The 25,098-nt window shown below is 63.2% G+C and carries 21 protein-coding genes; 14 read left to right on the forward strand and 7 right to left on the reverse strand.

What is annotated here, in order from left to right:
- Positions 1-22: 22 nt before the first annotated feature.
- From BRAGE_RS0147055 to BRAGE_RS0147070, 4 genes are all read right to left on the reverse strand, one after another.
- Complete coding sequence (locus BRAGE_RS0147055) at positions 23-1,672, reverse strand: amidohydrolase (RefSeq protein ID WP_027562627.1); 1,650 nt, start codon at positions 1,670-1,672, stop codon at positions 23-25.
- A 504-nt stretch (positions 1,673-2,176) separates the two neighbouring features.
- Entirely contained in the window at positions 2,177-3,190 is a 1,014-nt protein-coding gene (locus BRAGE_RS0147060) for an SIS domain-containing protein (RefSeq protein ID WP_027562628.1), read from the reverse strand.
- A complete protein-coding gene (locus tag BRAGE_RS0147065) occupies positions 3,187-4,143 on the reverse strand; it encodes an N-acetylmuramic acid 6-phosphate etherase (RefSeq protein ID WP_027562629.1) in 957 nt (318 codons plus the stop codon). Before BRAGE_RS0147065 ends, BRAGE_RS0147060 begins: the two co-directional genes overlap by 4 nt.
- A 19-nt stretch (positions 4,144-4,162) precedes the next feature.
- Positions 4,163-5,101, reverse strand: a complete 939-nt coding sequence (locus tag BRAGE_RS0147070) for a BadF/BadG/BcrA/BcrD ATPase family protein (RefSeq protein ID WP_027562630.1) — start codon at positions 5,099-5,101, stop codon at positions 4,163-4,165.
- A gap of 117 nt (positions 5,102-5,218) precedes the next feature.
- Between BRAGE_RS0147070 and nagA the strand changes: the two genes are divergently transcribed.
- Both nagA and BRAGE_RS0147080 read left to right on the forward strand, forming a co-directional pair.
- Complete coding sequence (nagA, locus tag BRAGE_RS0147075) at positions 5,219-6,397, forward strand: N-acetylglucosamine-6-phosphate deacetylase (RefSeq protein WP_027562631.1); 1,179 nt, start codon at positions 5,219-5,221, stop codon at positions 6,395-6,397.
- On the forward strand, positions 6,398-7,600 hold the full coding sequence (locus BRAGE_RS0147080; RefSeq protein WP_027562632.1) for an aspartate kinase: 1,203 nt from the start codon (positions 6,398-6,400) through the stop codon (positions 7,598-7,600).
- A gap of 275 nt (positions 7,601-7,875) precedes the next feature.
- On the opposite strand, the gene BRAGE_RS51475 is transcribed toward BRAGE_RS0147080, so the two are convergent.
- Complete coding sequence (locus BRAGE_RS51475) at positions 7,876-9,432, reverse strand: winged helix-turn-helix domain-containing protein (RefSeq protein WP_159073956.1); 1,557 nt, start codon at positions 9,430-9,432, stop codon at positions 7,876-7,878.
- Between the two features lie 114 nt (positions 9,433-9,546).
- On the opposite strand from BRAGE_RS51475, the gene BRAGE_RS0147090 reads away from it, so the two are divergent.
- Entirely contained in the window at positions 9,547-10,305 is a 759-nt protein-coding gene (locus BRAGE_RS0147090) for an HpcH/HpaI aldolase family protein (protein ID WP_028146533.1), read from the forward strand.
- Between the two features lie 476 nt (positions 10,306-10,781).
- Here the strand turns inward: BRAGE_RS0147090 and BRAGE_RS0147095 are convergent, their stop codons facing one another.
- Complete coding sequence (locus BRAGE_RS0147095) at positions 10,782-11,387, reverse strand: MarR family winged helix-turn-helix transcriptional regulator (protein WP_027562634.1); 606 nt, start codon at positions 11,385-11,387, stop codon at positions 10,782-10,784.
- 154 nt (positions 11,388-11,541) lie between these two features.
- Here BRAGE_RS0147095 and BRAGE_RS0147100 point away from each other — a divergent pair, with 154 nt between their 5' ends.
- Genes BRAGE_RS0147100 through BRAGE_RS0147145 form a run of 10 tightly spaced genes read left to right on the forward strand, consistent with a single transcriptional unit; the run spans position 11,542 to position 20,714 of the window.
- Positions 11,542-12,060, forward strand: a complete 519-nt coding sequence (locus BRAGE_RS0147100; protein WP_027562635.1) for a flavin reductase family protein — start codon at positions 11,542-11,544, stop codon at positions 12,058-12,060.
- Between the two features lie 21 nt (positions 12,061-12,081).
- Positions 12,082-13,551 carry a 4-hydroxyphenylacetate 3-hydroxylase family protein gene (locus tag BRAGE_RS0147105; protein ID WP_027562636.1) on the forward strand — a complete coding sequence of 490 codons (1,470 nt, stop codon included), beginning with the start codon at positions 12,082-12,084 and terminating at the stop codon, positions 13,549-13,551.
- Positions 13,552-13,566: 15 nt separating this feature from the next.
- Positions 13,567-13,947: a cupin gene (locus BRAGE_RS0147110; RefSeq protein WP_027562637.1), complete on the forward strand. Its 381-nt coding sequence runs from the start codon at positions 13,567-13,569 to the stop codon at positions 13,945-13,947.
- 53 nt (positions 13,948-14,000) lie between these two features.
- A complete protein-coding gene (locus tag BRAGE_RS0147115) occupies positions 14,001-15,389 on the forward strand; it encodes an ABC transporter substrate-binding protein (protein WP_231164120.1) in 1,389 nt (462 codons plus the stop codon).
- Positions 15,390-15,437: 48 nt separating this feature from the next.
- A complete protein-coding gene (locus BRAGE_RS0147120; RefSeq protein WP_027562639.1) occupies positions 15,438-16,337 on the forward strand; it encodes a branched-chain amino acid ABC transporter permease in 900 nt (299 codons plus the stop codon).
- A complete protein-coding gene (locus BRAGE_RS0147125) occupies positions 16,337-17,260 on the forward strand; it encodes a branched-chain amino acid ABC transporter permease (RefSeq protein WP_027562640.1) in 924 nt (307 codons plus the stop codon). Before BRAGE_RS0147120 ends, BRAGE_RS0147125 begins: the two co-directional genes overlap by 1 nt.
- Positions 17,257-18,003 carry an ABC transporter ATP-binding protein gene (locus BRAGE_RS0147130; protein WP_027562641.1) on the forward strand — a complete coding sequence of 249 codons (747 nt, stop codon included), beginning with the start codon at positions 17,257-17,259 and terminating at the stop codon, positions 18,001-18,003. The genes BRAGE_RS0147125 and BRAGE_RS0147130 overlap by 4 nt, the downstream gene beginning before the upstream one ends.
- The gene (locus tag BRAGE_RS0147135) at positions 18,003-18,695 is read left to right on the forward strand and encodes an ABC transporter ATP-binding protein (RefSeq protein ID WP_027562642.1); all 693 of its coding nucleotides are present in this window, start codon (positions 18,003-18,005) and stop codon (positions 18,693-18,695) included. Before BRAGE_RS0147130 ends, BRAGE_RS0147135 begins: the two co-directional genes overlap by 1 nt.
- Positions 18,679-19,362, forward strand: a complete 684-nt coding sequence (locus BRAGE_RS0147140; RefSeq protein WP_027562643.1) for a DUF2848 domain-containing protein — start codon at positions 18,679-18,681, stop codon at positions 19,360-19,362. The genes BRAGE_RS0147135 and BRAGE_RS0147140 overlap by 17 nt, the downstream gene beginning before the upstream one ends.
- Before the next feature lie 23 nt (positions 19,363-19,385).
- Positions 19,386-20,714, forward strand: a complete 1,329-nt coding sequence (locus BRAGE_RS0147145; protein WP_027562644.1) for an amidase family protein — start codon at positions 19,386-19,388, stop codon at positions 20,712-20,714.
- A gap of 110 nt (positions 20,715-20,824) precedes the next feature.
- Here the strand turns inward: BRAGE_RS0147145 and BRAGE_RS0147150 are convergent, their stop codons facing one another.
- Positions 20,825-23,683: an ATP-binding protein gene (locus BRAGE_RS0147150; protein ID WP_027562645.1), complete on the reverse strand. Its 2,859-nt coding sequence runs from the start codon at positions 23,681-23,683 to the stop codon at positions 20,825-20,827.
- 192 nt (positions 23,684-23,875) lie between these two features.
- Here BRAGE_RS0147150 and BRAGE_RS0147155 point away from each other — a divergent pair, with 192 nt between their 5' ends.
- Positions 23,876-24,913 (forward strand): alpha/beta hydrolase, encoded by a 1,038-nt coding sequence (locus tag BRAGE_RS0147155; protein ID WP_028146534.1) that lies wholly within the window; start codon positions 23,876-23,878, stop codon positions 24,911-24,913.
- Positions 24,914-25,098 lie beyond the last annotated feature (185 nt).

A 25,098-nucleotide genomic window follows, 5' to 3' on the forward strand; every position in this document is an offset into this window, starting at 1 on the left:
TTTGCTGGTGGGCCCGGCAGCATTATTTCGCGCTCGCGAAAACATCCGCTGCGTAGACCACCTTGCCGCCCACGACCGTCAGCAGCGACGTCGTGGCGCCGATTTGCTCGACGGGGACGGACATGAAATCCCGATCGAGAATCACGAAGTCGGCGAGCTTGCCGCTTTCGAGCGTGCCGCGCCGCGTCTCGTCGAAGCAGAACCAGGCGCTTCCCACCGTGTACAGGCGCAAGGCATCTTCGCGGCTGGGTGTTTCGTCCGGGCCGCGTGTCGATACTCCGCCGACGGTCTTGCCGTCGAGCATCCATTGCAGCGCGACGAATGGATTGTAGGATGCGACCCGATGCGCATCCGTGCCGGCTCCGACATGGACGCCCGTGCGCAACGCCGTGACGATGGGCGGCATGCTGCGCGCGGCTTCGCCCGCCTGCACCACGATACGGTCGCCTCCGAGGTACATGGCGTCCTGCATGGTCCAGCCGACACCGAGGGCCTTCATGCGCGCCAGCGTTTCGGACGAGGCGTTGTCGAGATGGGCGATCGACCAGCGCAGCGGTGCGATCGGCGTCTCCTTGTTGACCTCTTCATAGAGGTCCAGGAGTTGGTGGACGGATTTGTCTTCCTGCCAGTGGATGGTGACGGTAAGCCCTTGTTTGGCTGCCCAGCGAACGATCTCGAGGAACTTGTCCCTGGCGGCCGCGTCGGGCGCGTTGTTGTTGTACATGGCGCCGGTGATCCGCTCGCCGATTCCGTTGAATCGCAGCATGTCGTCGCCGAATCCCATCGGCAGGAACGGCGTGAGACCCTTGTACTCCTCGAATTCCGCGCCGACATTCTGCGCGAACAGGCTGAAGGCGACTCGCACCGAAAGTGATTTCTCGCGCCAAAGCTTTTGCAAGGCGGCGTAGTGGCTGGGATAAATGCTGAAGCCGCCGGGATCCACGATCCCGGTAATTCCGAGGCGATTGAGCTCCGTGAAGAACTGCCGGGTCCCGGCGACATTGTCTTCGAAATTCGGCCTCGGCAGGCGATCGAACAGCGCGGAGATGCTGACAATGGAGCCGTTGAACCAGCCCGTGGTCTCGCCCGATGCGGCGCGCTCGGCCGTGATTCCGGCCGGCAATTGATCCGCGGATATCTCGAGCGCTTGCTGCGCTTTCGGCGTCATCAGCAGCGCCGAATAGAACAGCTGGATGTAAGCCGGATTGTCGGGAACTGCCGACATCACCTCGGCCAGGGTTGGCCGCCGCTTCTCCGCAAACTGCAACTCGCTCCAGCCACCGGCCACGATGATCCAGGACGCCGGGCGCGCTTTTGCCGCCTGGTGCAAGCGTTCCATGGCCTCTCGAACCGTTTTTGCGCCGATCCAGTTGACCTCGGTTGCGTAGGTCAGGCCGGCGCGCACGGCGTGAATATGGGAATCGATCAATCCCGGAATGATTGTGCGTCCGCCTGCCTCGACGCGGCGCGTCGCGGGCCCGATCAGGCCTTCCATGGCATCGTTGCCGCCAACTGCAACGATCTTGCCTTCGCGGACCGCGAGAGCCTGCGCGATCGTCGATGCAGAATCCAGCGTCACGATTTTTGCGTTCGTGACAACGAGGTCGGCCTTTTGTGCGTAAGCCAAATTGGCCCAGCACGAGATCACCAAAATCGCCAGAACCTTGCGCATGTTCAGTCCCAAAATGAGAGAGCCAGGCGTGAGAGAGGCAAGAGAAGGTAGCCGCGGCGCCACACATCCGCCGCTGGATGCACGCGCGAATGTCGCGTGTCGCAACGGGGAGTGTGGTGATCTTGATCATGTCTGGCTTCAACAAAATCAGCCAGTCCACCGAAAAATTCGGTAAGAGCCCAAGGAATTGATTTTACAGCCCGCCTTCGCCCGTTTCGCAGCAGTTCATCCGTCTTCGCTCTCACTTCGTCTAGGCTACGCCGCACACCACGCTCCGCCCCTCGTTCTCCGCGCGGCTGCGTCACGCGTAGCCCGTAGGGCGAAGCGTGGTGGGCCTGGCAGGACTCGAACCTGCAACCAGACCGTTATGAGTGACGGGATAAAGGGCGTGTTCGTTGATTTTCTTACGTTTTCATTCTGGTTTGATCGCGTTCGTCGCGTTTCGTCTACGCCGTTTCTGGTGCGAAACTGGTGCGTGGTCGCCAGCCAGCGATCAGGCAGTTGTCAAAACGTCTCGGTAATCTTGCTCAGGCGAGGGGGGCGATCCGGGTCAAATCCGCGGGCGCATGCCGCCTGCTCGATCATCCGATAGGCCGGAACGAGCATGGTGATCGCGTCGGTGACAGGGTCACCCTCGGCCAACCAGGGCAGCGAGCCATGCGGTCCGCCGCAGAGATGCAGCGCGATCTTTTGCTCACGCAATTCCTCCGCAAGTGCGTCAACCGTGGCCGCCGTTTCATCCATGAGGCGCATCATGACGACGGGCGTGCGCGACGACAGCGCCGCTCGTGGCCCATGCTGCAGCTCGGCGGCGCTCAGGCCGATGGAGGGCAGGCGCAGGATTTCCGAAAGCTTGAGCGCGATCTCCTTCGCCGAGCCCAGGGCCAGGCCCCGAGCCGCCACAAACACAGCTGACGCCTTGGCGAGATCATCAGCGATCTCGGACCAGTCGAGCGCCAGCGCGCGGTGCAGGCGCTCGGGCAGCCTGTCGAGGGCTGACCGCAGCGCACGATCTTGTGCCAGCTCGGCAACCAGTCCGGCACTGGCGGCCATCGAGCCGATGACGGTCTTTGTCGCCGCTACGGAGTGCTCTTGGCCGGCTTCGATCGGAACGACGAACTCCGCTTCGTCAGCCACCGGCGACGACGTCGTATTGACGATGGCAACGGTGTGGGCGCCCGAAGCGCGCGCCCACCTTGTCGCTGCGACGAGATCCGGGCTGCGCCCGGATTGCGAGATCACGATGAAAAGCGCATCGCGCAGCATCAAGGGCGTGCGAAATGCCGTGATCACCGAGGGAGCGCTTGCTGAAACGGGAAGGCGAAGCCGCGTCTCGACAAGGTATCTCAGGAAAACCCCGGCATGTCCGGAGCTTCCCCGACCACACACGACGCACAAGGGGACGGAGCCAAGCTCAATTCGCTGCGCGATGTCGCGCGTGGCGGGACGGCTACGAATGATTTTCGCGACGGTATCGGCGCTTTCCCCGATTTCACTCGCCATCGCGGATGTTGTCATGACTCAACCGCTCCGCCTTGCTTGCGTGCCGCCGGCGCCTTGGGAGGCTGGTCACGATGCGAGTCCGGATTCCCGGCGAGCTCGGCAAACACGCGCCGGAGATTGCCGTCGCCGTCTTTCAGAATGGTCTCCGCATCAGTCCTGTCGACGCCCAGCGCCAGAAGGACCGCCGTCTTGACGTCTCCTTCGGCCTGCTCCAGCGAGCGTGCCGCGTGCGACGGATCGCAGTCGGCGATTTGCGCCACCATGGCCTCGGCGCGCCGCTTCAGCTTGGCATTGGTCGGCTGCATGTTCACCATCATGCCGCGATACACCCGGCCAAGACGCAGCATGATTCCCGAGGAGATCAGGTTGAGCACGACCTTCTGCGCGGTGCCCGCCTTCATCCGCGTGGAGCCGGCGATCAGCTCGCGGCCGGTCTCGATCAGGATCGGAAACCTGGCCGATGCCAGCAGTGCGGTGCCAGGGTTGTTGGCGACACCGACCGTCACTGCACCGCAGGAGCCTGCCTGCTGCAGCGCCGCGACCGTGAACGGCGTCGTCCCGCTGGCGGCTACCGCAATCACTACATCATGCGGCGTGAGCCGCGCGGCATTGATCTGTGCGACCGCATCATCGATGTCATCCTCCGCACCCTCGATGCTGGCGACGAAGGCACTGTCTCCGCCGGCGACGATGAAGCGGACGCGCTCTTTGGGCCAGGCGAAGGTCGGCGTCAGCTCGGCGCCGTCCTGGACCGCCACGCGTCCCGAGGTGCCGGCGCCGACGTAGACAAGGCGACCGTGATCGCCCAGCGCCGCTTGGGCCGCTTCGGTCGCCGCGGTGATCGAGGGGAGGGCATGACCGATCGCAGCGACCGCCGCAAGCTGACCCTCCCACATCGCTTCCATCGCTGACGTCAGCGGCCATGCATCAAGGTCGGCAAATCTTAGATCGACGTCTTCGGTGGCCATACTGTTGATCCAAGCGCCATCAAACGCGGAACTTCGGAGCCTGTTCATGGTCGGTTTCTCTCCCGGGCAGGGCCAGCGTGGGTAGGTCCAGCCGCCCTCGCGCGACCAGTAACGCTCCGGCTGTTGCGTCGGCGTCAGGACGCTTCAGGCGGGTACGCAGGTCGGGCGTCAGCCACGGCGTAATGGCATCCGCGAGCCCACCCACCAGCGAGAGCCGATAGGTTCCTCTCGCCAGGAATAGATCGAGCAGATCGCCAATGGCATCGGCGGCGCGTTCGACAATGCGGCGGCCGACCGGATCGCCCTGATTGGCGTGCCGCATCACGATCGGTGCGAATGCGGCGTAGTCCGTGGCTCTGGCTTGTTCGGACCAGGCCACCGCCTGATAGGGATCATGGTCGAATGCGCCCAGCACCTCTTCAAGCAATGGCGTCAACTCGCGGCGGCGATCCGCAGCCCGCAGCGCCAGTCGGACAACCTGTAGGCCGATGTCGGCGCCGCTGCCTTCGTCCGACACGGGAAAACCGTAACCGGCGAGACGGATCTCGCGGCCGTCGACCAGGCCGACACCGACCGAGCCCGTGCCGGCCACGACGATTGCCCCGTCCGCGCCGCTATGGGCGCCAAGACAGGCCGCGAGGCCGTCGCCGATGAAGTTAACGGACGCAAAGGGATGCGCGATTTTGCTGAGCGCCGCTTTCGCGCCCCGGCGGCCAATACCGGCAAGGCCAATACCGGCGTGCATTTGCGCGAAATCCTCGCGGCTCAGTCCGGCCTGTGTGGCCGCAGCTTCCGTGGCCTCCATGATGGACGGCCAGGCCTTGTCAACGCCGATCCGCGTCGTGGCCGGTCCCGAGTTCGCTTCTCCGAGCGCCGTGCCGTTTTCGTCTTCGATCCGGGCGCGACAGCGGGTTCCGCCCCCATCAATGCCGAGATACGTGGTACCTTTTGTTCCCATGGAACGTTAACGCGAAGGTTTCGCTTCGGGTCCGCACAAGGTCCCCTGGCGTACATATGAACTCTTTTGGCAGAGACGCCTCACGAGTCCGTGACGGCCATTCCCGGATCGATACTGATGGGCCACGCTGGTTCTGCCTCTCTCACGATTGCCGCACAGCACATCTTTGATGGGACCGACATGCGCGGGCCGGGGTCGGTCACGATCTCGCAGGGACGGATTGAAAGCATCAGCTTCGAGGAGGCCGCGCCGGCGTCAATCCGCCTTCCCCACGATGCGATCCTTGCACCCGCATTCATCGACATCCAGGTGAACGGAGGCGGGGGCGTTCTTCTCAACGACCAGCCGACGGAGGCCGGCGTTCGACGCATCGTCGAGGCGCACCGCAAGGCCGGAACCACGGGCTGCTTGCCTACTCTCATCACCGATCGACCCGAGGTCGTCGAACGATTGGCCGTAGCAGCCGAGGGGTGCCTCGATATTCCCGGCGTGCTCGGCTTTCATCTGGAAGGTCCGGCGCTCAACAGGTCTCGCAAGGGCATTCATCCGGAAGCCGAGATACGCGTGCCCGATCGGCGCGACCTCGCCGCCATCAAAAGCTTCGGGGATCGCGGCCGCTCGATGGTGACCTTGGCCCCGGAATGCGTGCCCGCCTCCATGATCGATGAATTGGTCGGCGCCGGATTGCGTATCGCAGCTGGCCACAGCGATGCCAGCGCAGCCGAGATCCGGCAGGCGGTCGATCACGGTATCTCGGGGGTGACCCATTTGTTCAACGCCATGTCGCAGTTGAGCGCCCGGGAGCCGGGCCTGGTGGGCGCCGCGCTGGAGGATGACCGGCTGTTTGCCGGAATCATCTGCGACGGCATTCACGTTGACCGCGCCGCTTTGCGCGTTGCCTTCCGCTGCAAGGGACGCGATCGATTGATGCTGGTCAGCGATGCCATGCCGTCGGTAGGCACGGACGACCGGCAATTCCTGCTGCAAGGACGGCAGATCACGTTGCACGACAATCGCCTGACCGGCAGTGATGGCACACTCGCGGGCGCTCACCTCACCATGATCGAGGCGGTCCGCAACGCTGTTGCGCTCGTTGGAATCTCCCTCGTCGATGCCCTCATCATGTCGTCCCGGACGCCCGCGGCATTTCTGGGTCTTGGGTCCGCCCTTGGACGGATCGCGCCCGGATACCGCGCGGATCTTGTCGCCTTTAATCCGAACTTTGAGGTCGTCGGCACATGGATCGGCGGCGTCGGTTCGATGGGCGAGGCAGCCACGGCTTCCGAGCGAGGCTAGATGCGCAACCATCCCATCATCGTGCAGAAATATGGTGGTGTCTGCCTTGAAACACCGGCGAAGATTCGCGCGGTTGCGCGCAGTCTCGCCGACCTGCACGGCCGCGGTCATCGTGTCGTCGCGATCGTCTCCGCCATGGGCACGACCACCGACCAGTTGATCCAGATGGCTCATCAGGTCAGCCCGACTCCCAACCGCCGCGAGCTCGATATGCTGCTGACGACGGGTGAGCGCATCAGCATGTCCCTGATGAGCATGGCGCTTTCCGATCTCGGCGTGGCTGCAATCAGCTTCACCGGCAGCCAGGCTGGCGTGATGACAGACGACTCCCATTCCGCCGCACGCATTCTGGATGTTCGGCCCGTTCGCGTGCGTGAGGAGCTCGATCGCGGCCGCGTTGTCGTGCTGGCAGGATTTCAAGGTGTGAACCCGGCGACCAGGGAAATCACCACCCTCGGCCGGGGCGGCAGCGACACCACGGCGGTTGCGATGGCTGCGGCGCTGAAAGCCGAACGCTGTGAAATCATCAAGGAGGTCGACGGCATTTGTTCGGCGGATCCGCGCATCGTGAAGGACGCAAAGCCACTCCGGCAGGTCGATTTCGCATCGCTGTCGGAGATGTGTTTCTGGGGTGCAAAGATCCTGCATTTTCGCAGCGTCGAGCTGGCGCAAAGTCAGGACGTGCCTCTGGTCCTCAAGCAGTGGGGTGGCGTCGAGCACAGCACGCAAGTGATGAAAGAGGTTTTGGGCATGGAAAACGGGAAGGTTCTGGCCGTCAACTCGATAGCGCGCATCGAGCATGTTGAAATCGATTCCAGCGATCTCAATCACGGTTTCGAGAAACTCGCGCAGCATCTCAAGCAAAACAGCCTGTCCTGGCCGCAGCTCCTTGCATCACACTTCGCCGCAGGAAAAACCAGCATGACCCTGGCCTGCGAAACGGAGTGGCTGGATGCCCTGCTGCGCACGCTGGAGCACGCCAACGACCTTCGCAGGCGGCGCGAGGCTTCGAGCTCGGTGAGTCTCACCTGCTTCGGCGGCGTTTCGTCGGAATTGCCGTTCAGGGCGTTGCAGGTTCTCAGGGGTCACGGGATTGTCCCCGACACCTACGTTTTGTCGCCGCATTCGGTCAGTCTGTTCATCCCCGCGGAGAGCCGGGAAGCCGCAGTGAAGGCGTTGCATTCGCTTGTTCAGCAGACATAGGCCGTTTGATTTCATTGGTGGGCCCGGCAGGACTCGAACCTGCAACCAGACCGTTATGAGCGCAGTGAGCTAACGGAAAGATCCAACGAAATCAGAGATCATCGTTTCCTTTCGTGCACGGTCGTGCATGTTTGTTCGCGGGGTTTCTGTGGGATTTCTGGTATGCGGAACGCTGATCAGTGGGTCCTTGAAGGAATACAATACGGCAGCAGTATCTCACTGGGTAGGTCGCGCATGACCCGTGGCGGACGAAGTTCACCACTTGCGCGCTCAGTTCATGGCCGGCCACTCGCTTGCCTTAGCAGGCCGTCGATTTGCTCGCGCCATAGCGGGTTGCGCGCCCTGAGGTGACCAATGATCGCGGCGGATTGAGCGGAGGTCTGCTCTGCAACGAGATATTGTCTTGCTTCGTCCATCCGGCCGCTTGCTGCCTCGCAGACCGCCATGACCTGAAGGGTCAACTGCGCCGCCGGCCGAATCTTCAGCGCCTGCGTTGCGGCTTCGACGGCCTGCGCGGTCTCGCCGGTAAACAGGTGCGCGAGAGCCAGCAGGTCGAACCAGACGAAATTGTGCGGGTCGTGCGAATTTAGCCGCAGTCCGTTCTTTAGGGCGGCCTTCGCCTCCGCGGCCTTGCCGAGGTAAAGCCTCGCCATCCCCTGCACGAGATACGCTAGCGCAAAACTCGGGCTGAGCTCGATCGCCTTCTCAGCGGCCCTTTCAGCTTGCTCTAGTCGGTTGGCCCCGCAGCTTGTGATCGCGAGGCCGTAGTGGGCGTAAGGGTTCTTCTCGTCGAGGTTGATCGCGGTGAGCGCCGCCGCCAGGCCCTCCTGGCACACGGGCTCGGGATCCTCGCTCCATCCCCATAGCGCGATTCCGCCGGACACACGCGCAAGCCAGATGTGCGGATCGGGCGATCGCGGCTCAAGCTTCGCGGCAGCGCGGAAGAGATCGCGCGCCTCAGCATGAGTTTCCGGCGCGATGTGGTGGAAGTACCATACGCCGCGGCGCACAAGATCCCATGCCGTCATGCCGCCCGTCTGCGTAGCGTGCTGACGCGACTCGGTCTTGAGCAGTTCCGGTTCGATCGCGCCGACGACGTTGTCGGCGATGGCGTCTTGGATCGCGAAGATGTCCGCGACGTCGCGCTCGTAGCGATCGGCCCAGATGTGGCTACCGCTCGTGGCGTCGATGAGTTGCGCTGTGATGCGCATGCGCTGGCCGGCTTGCCGGTGGCTTCCTTCGAGCACGTAGCGCACGCCGAGCCTGTTCGCGATCTCGCGCACGTCGATCGTTGAATCGCGGAATGCGAAGCTTGATTGCCGCGCGACGACAAAGAACCAGCGGAAGCGCGTTAGCGCCGTGATGATGTCGTTGGCGATCGCGTCGCCGAAATGCTGCTGATTGGGATTGCAGGAGAACTCCACGAACGGCAGCACCGCGATCGAAGGCTGATCGCCTGATGGACGGGGTGCGACCTGCGCAGCAGCAGGTGCCGCAAGACGTTCCGGCCCGTCCTCGACAGCGACCGACGGGCCGGCGAAGCGGTAACCACGACGGGGCAGTGTCTCGATCCAGGTCTCGCCGCCCGGCTCCTCAGCGAGCACGCGTCGCAGTGCCGCGATTTGCACCGGCAGATTGCTCTCCTCGACCGCAAGTCCGTTCCAGGCCGCCGCGATAAGCGCGTCCTTGGAGACCGGCGCGCCCGCTTGCTGCACCAGCACACGCAGCAGCGCAACGGGCCGGCGTCCAAGCCCGGTCACCTCCGTGCCGCGGAAGAGGGCTTCCGCGGCCTCATCAAGTCGAAATGAGCCAAACCGGTAGTTAGTCGTCATCATATGGCTCGATTCAAAATCATTTCCGAAATTCTTCAGCGCGGCTTCATGACTTCGCACCAACCGACCCGCAAGCTGGGGTCACAAGATAAGCATGGCCAAGGGAACGTTGCGATGACAAGCATGAAGGACCGTATCCACAAGACCAAGGACCTGCTCGGCGGATATCTGTGCGTGATCCCGTCCGCCGTCGTGACGCAGGCGCTCGCCGCGGCGGGGCCGGACTGGCTGGTGATCGACCAGGAGCATGCCCCGATTGGCATGGAAAATCTACATGCGATGATCGCGGCCACGGCGGGCACCGCCTGCTCACCATGGGTGCGCGTCGTCAAGGGCGATGAAGCGTGCGTGAAGCCTGCGCTCGACGCCGGTGCCGAGGGCATCATGTTTCCGCTGGTGCGCACCGCCGCGGAGGCCGCCGAATGCGTGGCATTGACGCGCTATCCGCCGCACGGGCGACGCGGCTGGGCTCCGTTCATCGCGCATTCGCGGTGGGGCGTCGAGCTGCACGACTATCTACCGAAGCGTGGGTCCGAGACGGTGTGCGGTCTCCTGATCGAAACCAAGGCCGCCGTCGACAATATCGAGGACATCTGCAAGGTGGAGGGCATCGACTACATGATCGTGGCGACGTTCGACCTTTCGACGGAGCTCGGCGTGCCCGGCAAGTTCGACGCGCCAATCCTGCTCGACGCTGTGAAGCACGTGGAGCAGGTGGTGCTGAACGCCGGTATCGCGCTCGGCGCATCCGCGCTCACGCGCGAGCAGGCGCAGGGCAACATCCGCCGCGGTCACCGCATCCTCGTCTACGGGTTCGACGTGCTCATGCTGAAGCAGTATGCGCGCCAGGCGGCGGAGTGGGCGAATAGCTAGGGATCGTCTTTCTTTCAGACCCGAGCATTTTCGACTGGAGTCTGCCTCGCCCTTTTGAGACCTGCCAACAGTATCGAGCAAGTCCGAGTTCGCGTTCAGGCGGAAATCGCGCGGACGCTCCGCGCCGTCCCTTTTCCGCACCTTATCGCTAACCTGGAAGCGTGCCGCTTCAGCGGCAATTGTTTCTGTGGGCACGCGCCGTGTAAAAAATGCGCCGTTGTAAGTTGTTGGTCTTATTTGGTGGGCCCGGCAGGACTCGAACCTGCAACCAGACCGTTATGAGCGGGAGAATATTGAACAGCGTTGTTGATTTTGCTGCGTTTTCGTTTGATTTCGGTCCGCGTTCGTTGCGTTTCGATCAGGTTGCTTCTGGTGCGAAACTGGTGCGGCTGGTCTGAGCTTTCAGCTTCTGTTTTCCGTATCTTCCGCCTTAATTGAGCTGCGGGATGAGGCAAAACGCTAACCTAGGATTGGCGTTATCGACCGTTGCGGCGCGTTGCACGCCGCTTCTTGCGGGAGTCGGGCGGACTCGCCGCGGAGGCCCGCTGATCCTCCTGCAATTTGAGCGTAGCCTGCACATGTTCGGCCAGCTTCAACGCGCTATCAGCGTTTGACGCAAGCCGGGACAGCAGTTGGGCCAGCATTTTGAACTCCTCGCGCGTCAGCATTCCAAATAGCGCGTCGTTGACCGGTCGCTGCAAGGCGGCAAGACGGGTCAATAGGCTCATTCCGTGCTGGGTGAGGGCAAGCTGCACCCGCCGCCCGTCTTCGGGATGGGGGCTTTTCTCGAGCAGGCCGTCCGACACCAGTTTGTTGATCTCGTTGGTGACGAAGGCGCCGCTCAGATACAGCCGTTCGGCGACCTGATTCACGCCCATCGGTTCTTCCGCAGTCGAATTCTTGATCGCGATCAGGATCAGATACTGGGTGGGCGACAGGTCGACAAAGCCCGCAAATATTTCGCGGCAGGCTTCCAGACTGCGTCCGAACGCGAAATAGTCGTAGAGCAGCCCGCGAAGCGTGCGGTCTCCTTCCTTGTCGAGCAGCTCGGGTTTCGACGCCGTCAAGAGTGCATCGGTCACGCGGTCAATCTCCTCGCCAAATCATGGCATTGCGAGCTTGCTTAAAAAGCACGCATGCGCCCGCCCAGCAAGTAGGCTTGACATTCCTAAATAGCTTTGTCAGAAAGCTACCTGAGAATTATAAATCAGGTGCGAGGCGACGAGGCGGGAGTCCATGGAGGATCGTGCATTCAGGCGTGCTCTCGGCGAATTCGCCACCGGCGTGGCGGTGGTGACCGCGCGCGGCAAGGGCGAAGAGCTGATTGGCATGACCATGAGCTCGTTCAACTCGGTCTCGCTTGATCCGCCGCTCGTTCTCTTCAGTGTCGATCGCAAGGCGCGCAGCCTGCCCGCGATGCTGGATGCCAAGGGCTTTGCCGTGAACATCCTGGCGCGGGACCAGGAAGCCATCTCCAACCAGTTCGCGCGCGCTCTCTCGAACAAATGGGACCAGGTGAAGACGTCGGTCGGCCATGCCGAGGCGCCGCTGATCTCGGGCGCGATGGCGCATTTCGAGTGCGCGCCCTACGCCAATTATGACGGCGGCGACCACGTCATCTTCGTCGTCCGTGTCGTTCGACACGCGAGCCGCTCGGAGGCAGCCGCCCCCCTGATCTTCTTTCGCGGCCGATACCGCGATCTCATCGATGAAACCCAGCGCGAGCCGACTTGGCCGCTTCCCATTCACTACTAGTTTCGAACCGGAGAAACCGCGATGCGCAGCGCAAAGGAATATTTGTCAGGCCTGAAGGACGGCCGGACCATCTACATCAACGGCGCCTCGGTTGGCGATGTCACGACGCACCGTGCCTTCCGCAATCTCGCCAGCTCCATGGCCGGCTTGTTCGACTTCGCGAGCGCGCCCGAGAATGCGGAGCTGATGACGTTCGATACGGGGGCGGGCCGCGCCAACCGCATCTGGCAGCTGCCCTCGTCCTATGCCGAGCTCGTGACGCGGCGAAAGGCGCTCGAGGCGTGGGCCTCGCTGCATGCCGGCTTCATGGGCCGGGCCCCGGACCATGTCGCCTCCTGCATCTCCGGGCTCTACATGGGACTCGACGTCTTCCAGGCCCATGATCCCGCGCGCGCCGGCGCGCTCGAGAGCTACTACCGCTACGCCCGCGACAAGGACCTCTACCTCACCTACGTCATCATCAATCCCCAGGCGGATCGTTCGAAGGGTGCGGCCGAACAGGCCGATCCGTTCCTCACCGCCGGTGTCGTCGATCGCGACGCCGAAGGGATCACGATCCGCGGCGCCAAGATGCTCGCCACCGGAGGCGTGGTGGCCGACGAGGTCTTCGTCACGACCATCCAACCGATGCGTCCGGGCGAAGAGCGTTATGCGATGTCCTTCGCGATTCCGATGAACACGAAGGGCCTGAAGATGTTGTCGCGCAAGTCCTACGAGGATGCAGCGGGCGCCGTGTTCGACAATCCCTTGTCGAGCCGTTTCGACGAGAACGACTCGGTTCTCTATTTCGACGACGTGAAGGTTCCGTGGGACCGCGTCTTCATCGAAGGCAACGTCGAAATGTGCCAGAAGCAGTTTCACGCGACGCCTTGCCACGTCTATCAGAACTACCAGGCGATGGTGCGGTTGAGCGTGAAGCTCAAATTCCTGACCGGCCTTGCGCATCGCACCGCCGACATGAACGGCGTCACCCAGTTCCCGCAGGTACGCGAAATGCTCGGCCAGCTCGCGGCGGAGACCGGCATGGTCGACGCGCTGGTGGCGGCGATGGAGGCGAAGGGCGCGCAGGTCGGTCCCTATTTCATCCCCGACCGGCACACGCTGTATTCGGCGCAAGTGCTGACGCAGCAGCTCTATGCTCATGTCATCAACACGCTTCGTGAGCTCGCCGGCGGCGGCATGATCATGCTGCCCTCGTCGGTCGCGGACTTCGACAACGCGGAGATCGCGGGCCTGATCGGCAAGACCCAGCAGTCGCCGAAGGCCAATTCGCATGACCGCGTGAAGTTCTACAAGCTTGCCTGGGATGCCGTGGGCTCCGAGTTCGGCTCTCGCCACCAGCAATACGAGATGTTCTACGCCGGCGCGACCTTCGTCACCAAGGGTCACTCCTATCGCACCTACGACTGGGCCGGCGCCGACCGTCTGGTCCAGACCATGCTCGATTCCTACGACCTCAACGGCGTCTCGACCGCCAGCAAAGCCGCCTGAATCAGGAGACAGCTCATGCCCGTCAACAAGAAGCACGACGAATTCTACACGCTCGACATGACCACCGGTTGGGAAGTGCCGGCAGGCTATCCGGCCGGCATCCAGCAGAAGATCATCTCGGGTGGCCTCGACGAGGAGAAACGCGGCGGGACGCGGACCCGGCTGCTTCGCTTCGCGCCCGGAGTCTACACCACGGCGCCGTTTTCCCACGAGTATTGGGAGGAGGTCTATCTCGTCTCGGGTGACCTGATCGTCGGCAACGATGCGAACGGCGAGGGCGGCAAGAGCTTCCCGCCGAATACCTACGCCTGCCGGCCGCCGCATGCGCCGCATGGGCCGTTCAAGTCCGTGAACGGCTGCCTGCTTCTGGAGATTCACTATTTCGATCCGGTGTGATTCCGGATCGCTGCTGCACAACATCATTCGACCGGCTCAGGGGAAGCGAAATCATGACGTTCAAAGGTATCTCCATCGTCGTTGCGCGTTGGCTCTCGTCACTTGAGTTGCCGTTCCGGCTGGATCGAGGCTTGCCGCAGGCCAATCTTCGATTGGTGGTGGACGGTCTTGCCGGCGCGCTCGCTCTCGGCGTCGTGGTCGCCTCGCCGGTCGCCGCACAGGAGAAGCCGAGCTCGTTGGGGCTCGGCATCTTCACGTTCACGTCGGGCCCCGCTGCGGCCTACGGCATGCCGGGCAAGAACGCGGCCGATCTCATGATCGACGAGATCAATGCTGCGGGCGGCATCGGGGGCGTGCCGGTCAGCGCGACCTATGTCGACGAGGCGCAGGGCGCGCAGGGTGTGATCGCGGAGTATCGGCGGCTCGCCGGGGACGCGAAGAACCAGGTCATGGTTGCCGCGTTGTCGAGCGCGAATTGCCTGGCGCTGGCGCCGCTCGCCGAGCAGCTCGAGGTTCCCACCGTGGGCTGGAACTGCGACACCCATCAGTTGCTGATCGACGGCAAGAGCAAATATGTGTTCCGCCCCAACGGCAACACGGTGCCTGAATTCATCGCCTACGCGATCTACCTGCTGGACCGCAAACCGGACGTGAAGACGATTGCGATCATCAATCCGGACTATGCGTTCGGCCATGACGCGGCCAAGATTTTCATCGCCGCGCTGAAGGCGTTGAAGCCGGACGTCGAGATCGTCGCCGAACTCTATCCGAAGCTGGGTTCGCCGAACTACCAGACCGAGATTTCCCGCCTCGCCACCGCGCGACCGGACGTCGTCTTCTCCAATCTCTGGGGCGCGGACCTCGAGAACTTCGTTCGCCAGGCTGCGCCGCGCGGTGTCTTCACGAGCAGTCAGGTGATCCTGGCACTCGGCGAGACCGTACTGCAACGCGTGCCGTTGCCCGACGGCGTGATCGTCGGCGTTCTCGGCGACGGCTGGTGGATGTCGCCGGACGCCAAGGCCAAGCCCGAGACGGTGAAGTTTGCCGACGCCTACAAGGCGCGCTTCGGCGAATATCCGGTATTCCCGTCGATCAAGATGGCCAACGCGCTGATCTACGTGAAGGCGGCCTACAACACTGCGATGCAGAAGAACGGCGGCAAATGGCCGACGCGCGCCGAGCTCGCCGACGCCATGAAGGGGAGCAAGGTCGGGACCTTGACCGGCACCGCGCAGACGCGCGCCGACAATGACGGTCTCGTCGACCAGATCGTCGGCGTCACCGCGAAGACGCCGGGGCAGCAGTTTCCCGTGATCGGCGACATGGTCCGCTACAAGGGCGACAGCCTGATGCCGCAGGCGGGCCAGGATCCGCTGGCCTGGATCGCGACGCTCAAGCCCGAGTTCGCAAAAAGTCTGCCGAAGCCTGGAAGCTACAAATAGGCCCGCGATCGCGTTTCACTCGACGCCAACAACGCAAGGCTCAGGCCGATGTTGAATGCAATCATCCCCTTGCTGCTGGACAGCCTGGCGAGCGCCGCGTTGATCTTCTTCGCGGCGGTCGGCTTGACGCTCGTCTTCAGCGTGCTGCGAGTCCTCAATGTTGCCCACGGCAGCCTCTATTCGATCGGCGGCTATGTCGCGGCCTCGATCTGCCTGTTCATCGCGAGCCGGCAGCTCAATCCTTATCTATCGTTCGCGGCGCTCCTGTTCAGCGCCGTGTGCGTTGCGGCGATCTTCGGTCCGTTGATCGAACGGGGGCTGGTCCGCTGGACCTATGGCAAGTCGGAGGCCGTGCAGATCCTGATCACGTTCGGGCTGTTCCTCATCCTGGAGGATCTCCAGCGCGTGATCTTTGGCGTGCAATCCTTCTACGAAGACGCGCCGATGCGATTGCTCGGGACCACCTCTATCGGTGGCGTCGTCTATCTCAACTACCAGATCCTCCTGATCGGGATGGCGTTCCTCGTCGTCATCGGCCTGCGGCTCTTGATCAACCACACCCGGCTTGGGCGCCTGATCACGGCCGTGGTTACTGATCGCGAGATGGCGCAGTCGATTGGTATCGACACCAACCGGATCTTCATTCTGGCGTTCTCACTCGGCGTGTTCCTGGCAGCATTGGGCGGCGCGCTGGCGACGCCGACGTCCGGCATCGCGCCGGGGCTCGGAGCCGATACGATGGTGCTTGCTTTTGCCGTGGCGGCGATCGGCGGTCTCGGACAGATCGAGGGGGCCGCCCTGGCCTCGCTGATCGTCGGCCTGGCGCGTGTGCTCGCGATCTATCTGGCGCCGTCGCTGGATGCCGTCGCGCCCTATGCCGCGATGCTTGTCGTTCTCCTGATCCGTCCCTACGGGCTGTTCGGGTCCGTGACGGCGCGGAGGATATGATGCGAACGATCATTGCCGCCGCGGCGGTCCTCGTCCTCGCGCTGCTGCCTGTGGCCGCGCCCTGGCTTCAATTCGTCCTGACTCTAGCGATCGCCAAGGGCTTTGCGGCGCTCGGCGTCGCCGTGCTGCTTCGCGCCGGGCTGATCTCGATCGGTCACGCGATGTTCTTCGCCGCGAGCGCCTATGGCGTCGCGTTCCTGGCGCGCGCCGGCATCAATGATCTTGCGCTGCTGCTGATCCTCTCGGTGTTGGCCGGAGCGCTCGTCGGCGTGGTCGCCGGATCGTTTCTCGTCCGCTATCGCGCGATCTTCTTCGCGATGTTGAACCTTGCGGTCTCCATGGTGTTTTATGCGCTGTGCGCCAAGCTGTATGGCGTCACCGGCGGCACCGACGGCATGCCTGTGCCAGTGCCGGCTGTGTTCGGCGTCGTCCTCGGCGAACCGGCGTTCAAGAACGTGCTGTTCTATCTCAGCCTGGGACTGATGGTGCTCGTCGGCCTTGCCGTGCAGCGCTACCTGAACAGCCCGCTCGGACATGCGCTCTCGGCCGTCCATACCAACGAGATCCGGCTCGAATATCTGGGCATCCCGGTCTGGGCGGTGCTGCTGATCGCCTATGTCGTCTCGGCGGCGCTCGCCGGCCTTGGCGGCGCGCTTGCCGGCTTTGCGATCGGTCGCGTGGTCCCCGATTTCGCGTTCTGGACCGCATCCGGTCACCTCGTGCTGATCGCCGTGCTTGGCGGTATCGGCGGTGTTCCGGGCGCGTTCATCGGCGCCTTGTTTCTGGAGTTGCTGCACAGTGCGGCTGTGACCGTCACGGATTCCTGGAATTTGATCGTGGGCATGACGCTGATCATCGTGATCATGTTCATGCCGCAAGGGATCTATGGATTGTTCACGCGCAAGGAGGCGGCGAGCCTATGACGCGTCCCATCCTGGAAGCCAGAGGTCTCCACGTCTCGTTCAACGGGGTCAAGGCTGCCGACGACGTCAGCATCGCGATCCACGAGGGCGAGTTCCTCGCGATCATCGGCCCGAACGGGGCAGGCAAGACGACTCTGCTCAACATCTGCACGGGCTATATCCGTCCGAGATCGGGCAGCGTGCTGCTCGACGGTCACGACATCACCCGCCTGTCGCCACGCGCTATCGCGCGCCGTGGTGTCGCCCGTGCATTCCAGATCCCGCAGCTCTTCTCGGCACAGCGCGTGATCGACAACATGATGCTGGCGCTGGCGGCAACGGATGGCCTGTGGAGCGCGATCCGGCCGCTCGAGACCGCGAAGCGACGTGACGAGGCAACGGCGCTGCTCGACCTCGTCGGTCTCGCTGGCGATGCCGACCGGATCAGCAGCACGCTTCCCGAAGGCCATCGCAAGCTGCTCGACATTGCCGTTGCGCTGGCGCTGCGGCCGCGCCTCCTGCTGCTCGACGAGCCGACCAGTGGCGTAAGCGCACTCGAACGCTTCCCGCTGATGGAGGCCCTGATGGGCGCGCTGCGCCAGCGCCGCATCACCGCACTGTTCGTCGAGCACGACATGGACGTGGTCGCGCGCTACGCAAGCCGGGTCCTGGTGTGGAACGCCGGCAACATCATGGCTGAGGGGCGGCCCGACGAGGTGTTCAGCAACGCGCAAGTCCGCCAGCGCGTCGTGGGAGTTGCCTGATGCTCAGTCTCGACAAGGTCAGCGTCTCGATCGAGGGCGTTCGCGTGCTGCGCGCGGTCAGTTGCGAGATCGTCGCGCGCAAGACGACCGTGTTGATCGGCCGCAACGGTGCCGGCAAGACCACGACGCTGCGCGCGATCATGGGGCTCATCGCGCATGACGAGGGTTCGATCCGGCTCGATGCCGACGATCTCGGCCGCAGGCCCGCCCACACGCGCGCCCGTGCCGGCATCGGCTACGCGCCGGAGGACCGCCGCCTGATTCCGGAGTTGAGCGTCGAGGAGAACATCCGTCTGCCGGCGCTGGCGTTGAAGCTCGATCGTGCCGAGATCGCACGCAGGCTCGACGAAATCTATCAGCTGCTGCCCGAACTGCACGTGATGCGCGCCAGGCCCGCGGGCGGCGTGTCCGGCGGGCAGGGAAAGATGGTCGCGCTGGGCCGCGCGCTGACGGTGGCGCGCAAGGTTCTGCTGCTCGACGAACCCTTCCAGGGCCTGGCGCCGGCCCTCGCGCTGGACTATGCGCGCACGCTTGGGGAGCTGCGCAGGCATCGGCCGGACCTCTCCATGCTGATCACCGAATCCTCGCCGGCGCTGCTCGATCGGATCGCCGACACGACGCTGCAGATCGAGCGCGGTGAAATCCTGACCACATCGACCAAGAGTAGGCCCTCCCATGCTGCTGCAATTTGACCGCCTCGCAAACGACAGGACCGACCGCGTCAGCGTCGAGATCGACTCTCTCGTCATTGCCGGCTGGGCGGGCAGGGATGCCGCGGCGATCGAGCACCATATCGAGGAACTCGCCGCGCTCGGCATTCCGCGCCCCTCGACGACGCCGCTTTATTACCGCGTCGCCGCACAAACGCTGACCCAGGATGCCTGCCTCACCGTACTCGGCCCTGACAGTTCCGGCGAGGTCGAGCCCGTCATTGTCGCCATGGCTGACGGGCTCTGGGTCGGCATCGGATCTGACCATACCGATCGCAAGGCGGAGGCGTCGGGCATCGCTCTGTCGAAGCAGCTCTGTGGCAAGCCGGTCGGCTCGCAGCTCTGGTCTTATGCCGATGTCGAGGCGCATTGGGACGAACTGATCCTTCGCTCGTGGGCGACGATCGACGGCAAGCGGACGCTCTACCAGGAGAGCCCCGTTTCCTCGCTCAGGACGCCGCGCGATCTCATCCGCCGCCACACCGGCTCGGCCACCCTTCCGGCCGGCACGTTGATGTTTTGTGGGACGCCGGGTGCGATCGGCGGCATCCGGCCGGCAACGCGCTTTGAAATGGAGCTGGATGATCCCGTGCTCGGCCGCAGGTTGACGCACAGCTACGATGTCGACGTGCTGCCGGTCGTCTCCTGACCGTCGCACTCAGGTGCCGTTCCATGACAGCCACAATCGATCGAGAAAATCCGTCTGCCGTTGCGCGGCTGGAGCAGGCAATTGCGCGGATCCAGTCGCCGCAAGCAGAGAACGTCTTCACGGCGGTGTTCGCGGATAGCGCCCGATGGGAGGCTGAGGCTGCCGATCGGCGCGCCGCGACAGGTCGCTCTCGCGGCCCGCTCGATGGCCGCATCGTTTCGGTGAAGGCGTTGTTCGACATTGCCGGCACGGTCACGAGCTCCGGATCGGCCGCGTTGCGCCGTCTGCCACCGGCCGTTGAGGACGCTGAAGCCGTGAGACGGCTGCGGGCTGCAGGTGCCATCGTCATCGGCAAAACCCAGATGACAGAATTTGCCTTCTCCGCGCTCGGCACGAACCCGCATGATGGAACGCCAGGCAATCCGCGAGACCGCGAGCGCGTGCCGGGCGGCTCGTCATCAGGCGCCGTGGTGTCGGTGATCGATGGCATGGCCGAGATCGCCATCGGCAGCGATACCGGCGGTTCTCTCCGAATCCCGGCCGCGTTGTCGGGCGCGGTCGGTTTCAAGCCGACCAGCGGTTTCGTGCCGACCGCCGGCGCATTCTCGCTATCCTCGAGCCTCGATACGATCGGCCCGATCGCCGCGAATGTCGCCGATTGCTTTGCGGCTGATCAGGTGCTTTCAGGTGAAGGCGCGCCATCGCGGCTGCGCCCGGCCCCTCCCGGCACGTTCCGCCTTATCGTTGCCCGCGGGCGGTTGTTTCATCGCTGCGAGCCCGACGTACTCGGCGCGTTCGAGGCCGCCATGGAGCGGCTTCGATCTGGTGGCTTGCGGATAGAGGAGGGATCGATCGAGTCTGCTCTCGATGATGTCGCGGAGATCGACAAGATCGGCACTTTTCCCTCAATCGAGGTTGGCGCGACGCTGCGCGGTCTGGGCCTGCCCGGGCTGGACGGTGTCGATCCCCGAACGCGGGTTCGCATCGAAGCCGGCGCTGGCATCCTCGGCACGGACTATGTGCGCATGGTGCGGCTGCGGCAGGCGGCGATCCGGTCCTTCGAACAGCTCTTCGGCAACAACGAGGTGTTCATCCTGCCGACGACGCCGACCCGTGCGCCGCTTCTCTCCTCCATTGCGGAGGATGCGACATTTCACGAGCTCAACGGTCTCGTCCTGCGCAATCCACGCATCGCCAACTTGCTCGACTGCCCGTCGATTTCGCTGCCATTGCCGCTCGACGGTCTTCCCGTCGGCCTCATGCTGATCGGTCGCAGGAACGCCGACCGGCACTTGCTGGAGATCGCGGCCAGCGTAGAAACGCTGCTGCGAGGACATTTGCATACTGCATAGCCCTTTCGCGCGAAGGGCCGCCGAATCTGCGATCGCGTGGAGAGGCTGTGGCGCTGCCGCCTGTGACCGGACTCAGGCGACGTGGCTTTAATCTTCACGTCCCGCTGCAACTACTTCAATTCCAGAGTCGTCAGGAGGCGTTCCGCCGCTTTCAGATCCGCCGTGTCTTGGCCTTTGAACCACGCGATCATTTGTTCCAGGAGGATCCGAGCGTCCTCGCGTCGTCCATGAGCGCTCATGAGCTTTGCCAGGTCGGCCGTGGCCCGCAGTTCGCTCGCCCGCGCGCCTTGTTGACGACTGAGTTCGAGCGAACGGTCGAAGAGCCTTTCCGCTTCCTCGACGTCAGGCTGCGGCATTGAGAGAAGAAGAACGCCTTTCACCCGCAACAACTCGGTCATATAAATGAGGTCGCCGTTCCTCTCGACCAATTGGATGCCGTCATTGATCACGCTCATGGCTTCGTCAAATCGGCCGGTCGCGGCGAGCCCTTCCGTGAGCGAAAGATTGAATGGCGAAGCCATCATCCCGTACCGTGCAGCGCGAAGCTCCTGCATGCAATTCTGCAAGGTATCGACTCCGATTTGAGAATCGCCGCGGCTGATCGCCAGCAGCGCTTTGATACCACGCCCGACCAACACCTGTAGCGCCAGGGAATGGGCCCGGCCATTGGAGATATACCAATCCGTGACTTTCTCGGCAGTCTCCAGATCGCCCGTCCAGAGGAACAGCAAGACGGCGTGGATTAGAGTCAAGCTCAACGTGATCGAGTGCTTGATGTGACGGGCATCCTCAAGGATGAGGTGCGCTTGTTCGGTGGCCTGACGCGGATATCCCTGCAGGCATAGTGTGCTCGCCAAACCCATGGCGGCCGGGGCGGCAACGTCAAAGCCGAAGTAGACCTTGCTGGCGCGCTGTGCGCGTGACCGGTTTTCTATCGCTGTCTCAAATTCCGCTTGGGCGCCCCTGAGATCGCCAGTCAGGTAAAGTGAGTTCCCCAGCACGAAATGCGCCAACGCGAAGGCGGCCGGGTCGCCGAGGGCTTCGGCTACTGCCAGACTGCGCTTTGCGCATTGCAGTGTCAGCTCGCGATTGCCGCCTCGAAAGTGGAAGATGTTCAGCGCGCTGAGCAACCACATTTGATAAGTTAGATCGCCGCGAACTTCGGCGATGGAAAGGCTTCTATCCAGAGCCGCGCGCGCCTCGTTGCCGCCGCCGCGCGTGAACATCAGCGAATAGCCCAGGGCGGCCTGCAAACGCATTTCATCGGACGTTCCGCGCCTGGTGTCGTCGAGGACCAGCAGGGCCTGCTCCGACCAGCGATAGCATTCGGGCAGCATGGACGTTGCCAGCAGGACGGGCCCGGCGGCGACGGCAAGTCCGATTCCGATGTCGACTTTTTGCGAGTCGCGAGAGAATGCCCATTCCAGCGCCGTTCGCATATTGTCGATGTCTCGAACGTAACGGGGCAGATCATTGAGGTCCACGGATGGGCCCGCGGCGGCCAGTGCAAACAGATCGCGATAGAACTCAGCGTGCCGACGGGCAACCTGTTCGCCCTCACCGCTCTCGGCCAGCTTGTCGAGCGCATAGGCCCGAATTGTTTCGAGCAGTCGCCAGCGGCCGAACGATGCCGATGCATCCAGGGATACGAGCGACTTGGCCACCAGGCTTGCGATCCCCTCGGCAACCATGGTGGCCGTTACGCCGAGATCGCCCATGATCGCGGTCGCCGCTTCGAGCGTGAACCCGCCGGCGCAAATTGCCAGCCGACTCAACAGGGCCCGTTCGGCCTCTGGCAGCAATTCGTAGCTCCAATCCAGCGCCGCACGCAGGGTCTGGTGCCTCGGCAGAGCCGTTCGGCGGCCGGCGGTCAGTAGACTGAAGCGATCATCTAGAAGGTCAGTCGTCTGTTGAAGGCCCAGCGTCGCGACTCGCGCCGCCGCAAACTCTATGGCGAGCGGAATGCCGTCGAGGTGCCGGCAGATCGCGGCAATGAATGGCAGGTTTCCAGGGCCCGCCGACGAGCCGGCATCGAGGGCGATCAGTCTGGCATTGAACAGCTGAATTGCGCTGTACCCGCGAATGACATCCTCGTCGTCCTGGCGCAAAGGTGGCACGTCGAGCGGTGGAACGCGATAGGCGTACTCGCCCTCGATTCTCAGGATTTCCCGGCTCGTCGCAAGCACGGACACATTCGGGCATAGACGGACGATCGTTTCCGCAAGCTTCGCTGCGGCGTTGATGAGGTGCTCGCAATTGTCGAGCACGAGCAGCAGCTTCTCTCTGTCGAGAGCCCGGGCTACGGATTCGGCGGAAATCACGCTGCCCGCGAGCCTCAGTCCCAGCGCGACGGAAACCGCGGCCGGCACGAGTGCCGGGTCCGACAGCGAGGCCAGCTCGACGATCCAGCAATCGCCCTCAAGCGTCGGAAAGATGCTGCGCGCAACCTCGAGAGCGAGTACGCTTTTTCCGATCCCGCCTGGCCCGGTCAGCGTGACGACACGATAAGCCGACAGGACATCCAGCAGATGCTGGCGCGGTTCGCTTCGGCCGATCAGAGCCGATGCTGCAATCGGCACATTGGATCGAAATGGCGGTTTCGGGTTGCGTTCAGCGTTATCGAACCGATGTTCCGGCTCGGGCGCCTCCAGCACGTTCCAGCGTCCCAGCAGGCGATAGCCACGGCCGGCGACCGTCTTCAGCAGGCCGCGGTCGGCGCCAAACGCCTTTCGGATGGCCGAAATATGAAATTGGAGGGTGTTTTCCTCCACGACCGCGCCGGGCCATACGCGCTCCATCAGGTGGTACTTGCTGACGAGCTTGCCGCCCGATCGAGCCAGAATTTCGAGGATCTCGAATGCACGGCTCCCAATCGGCACGGAGGCACCTCGGGACCGCAACTCGCGCCGGGCCAGATCGACTTCCCATCCATTCGACGCGTGAACGGCCTTTGGGCTTTGCTCCGTCAAGTCGGCGACCCCAGTAGATCGAGTAATCCTCAGAACTTCTCAGCACACGCTCAGGGAATTCACGCGCGAAACGAGCTTAACTTTGCGCGTGGCGGTGAGCATCGGACGGTCGAACAAGTCGTCAACACAGCGCGGAGCTCGCTCGAAGTGCTCTGGATACGCGCTCGACCGTCGGAACGGCAGAGGTAACACATGCGACGCACCCTTCTTTTTTCAGCAATCCTTCTTGGAGTGACGGTTATGACGCAAACGACACAAGCCGCAACACCAGATCCCGCAACCGATCCTCGCATCGCCCCGCAGGTTCGTGCGTTTCTGAAAGAAATCAACAAGGACTCAAGTCCTTTCTGGGAGCTTCCTCAACCGAAGCCGCAGGACATCTTGACCGGCCTGCAGAATAAGACCCCGGTCGACATGTCGGGGGTGAGGACGACCGAGCAGACCATCACCCAGGATGGTCAAACCGTGAAAATCTACATCATGAAGCCCGAGCAGATCTCCGGTAAACCGGGTGTGCTGCTGTTTATTCATGGTGGCGTCTGGATTGTCGGAAACTTCCAGAACCACCAGCGCCTTTTGCGGGACCTGGTCGTCGGCTCGGGCCAGATCGGCGTGTTCGTTGAATACACCTCCCTGCCCGAGGCGCGGTTTCCCACCCAGCTCAATCAATCCTATGCTGTGTTGAAGTGGGGGGGGAGCCATGCCGAAGAGTTTGGCGCGGATGGCAGCCGGATCGCGGTGGCCGGCAATTCGGTCGGCGGCAACATGACCGCAGCGCTGACGCTCATGGCCAGGGACCGCGGCGGCCCCAAGATCAGTCACCAGGTGCTGATGATCCCGGCGACCGACGCCAGCGTGGACACTCAGTCCTACCATGAATTCGGCACCGGTCGGTTCTTGGCTCGCGCCTTCATGAAGTATGGCTGGGACTTGTACGCACCGGACGCCGCATCGCGCGACAACCCTTATGTTTCGCCATTGCGCGCCAGCCTTGAACAACTGCGCGGGCTTCCGCCGGCGCTGGTCATCACATCGGAGAACGATCCGCTGCGCGACGAAGGCGAAGCTTACGCCCGTAAGCTCAAGGAGGCCGGGGTTTCAGTGATCGCGACCCGCTACAACGGTATGATCCACGACTTCGTCTTGCTGAATGGCATTCTGACCGATCCCGAGCCGGAGGCTGCGATCCGTCAGATGTCAGCTGAGATCAAGGCTCATCTCGCGCGTTAGTCCCGATCAGTGAGGAGGGGCGACGTGGTCGCTCCCTCCTGGCTGTCGACCCGTGAGTGGCAACGAGAAACGTCTTTGGTGCGGTGACCAATAATCGGTGAAATGAAAGTCTCTGCTCATAATGATTTGTGGGGCCACTTTGAAAACGACTCGGCTATCACCTTGATATTGCTAGGCCTCGCCTT

Source organism: Bradyrhizobium genosp. SA-4 str. CB756 (assembly GCF_000473125.1).
Lineage (GTDB): Bacteria > Pseudomonadota > Alphaproteobacteria > Rhizobiales > Xanthobacteraceae > Bradyrhizobium > Bradyrhizobium arachidis.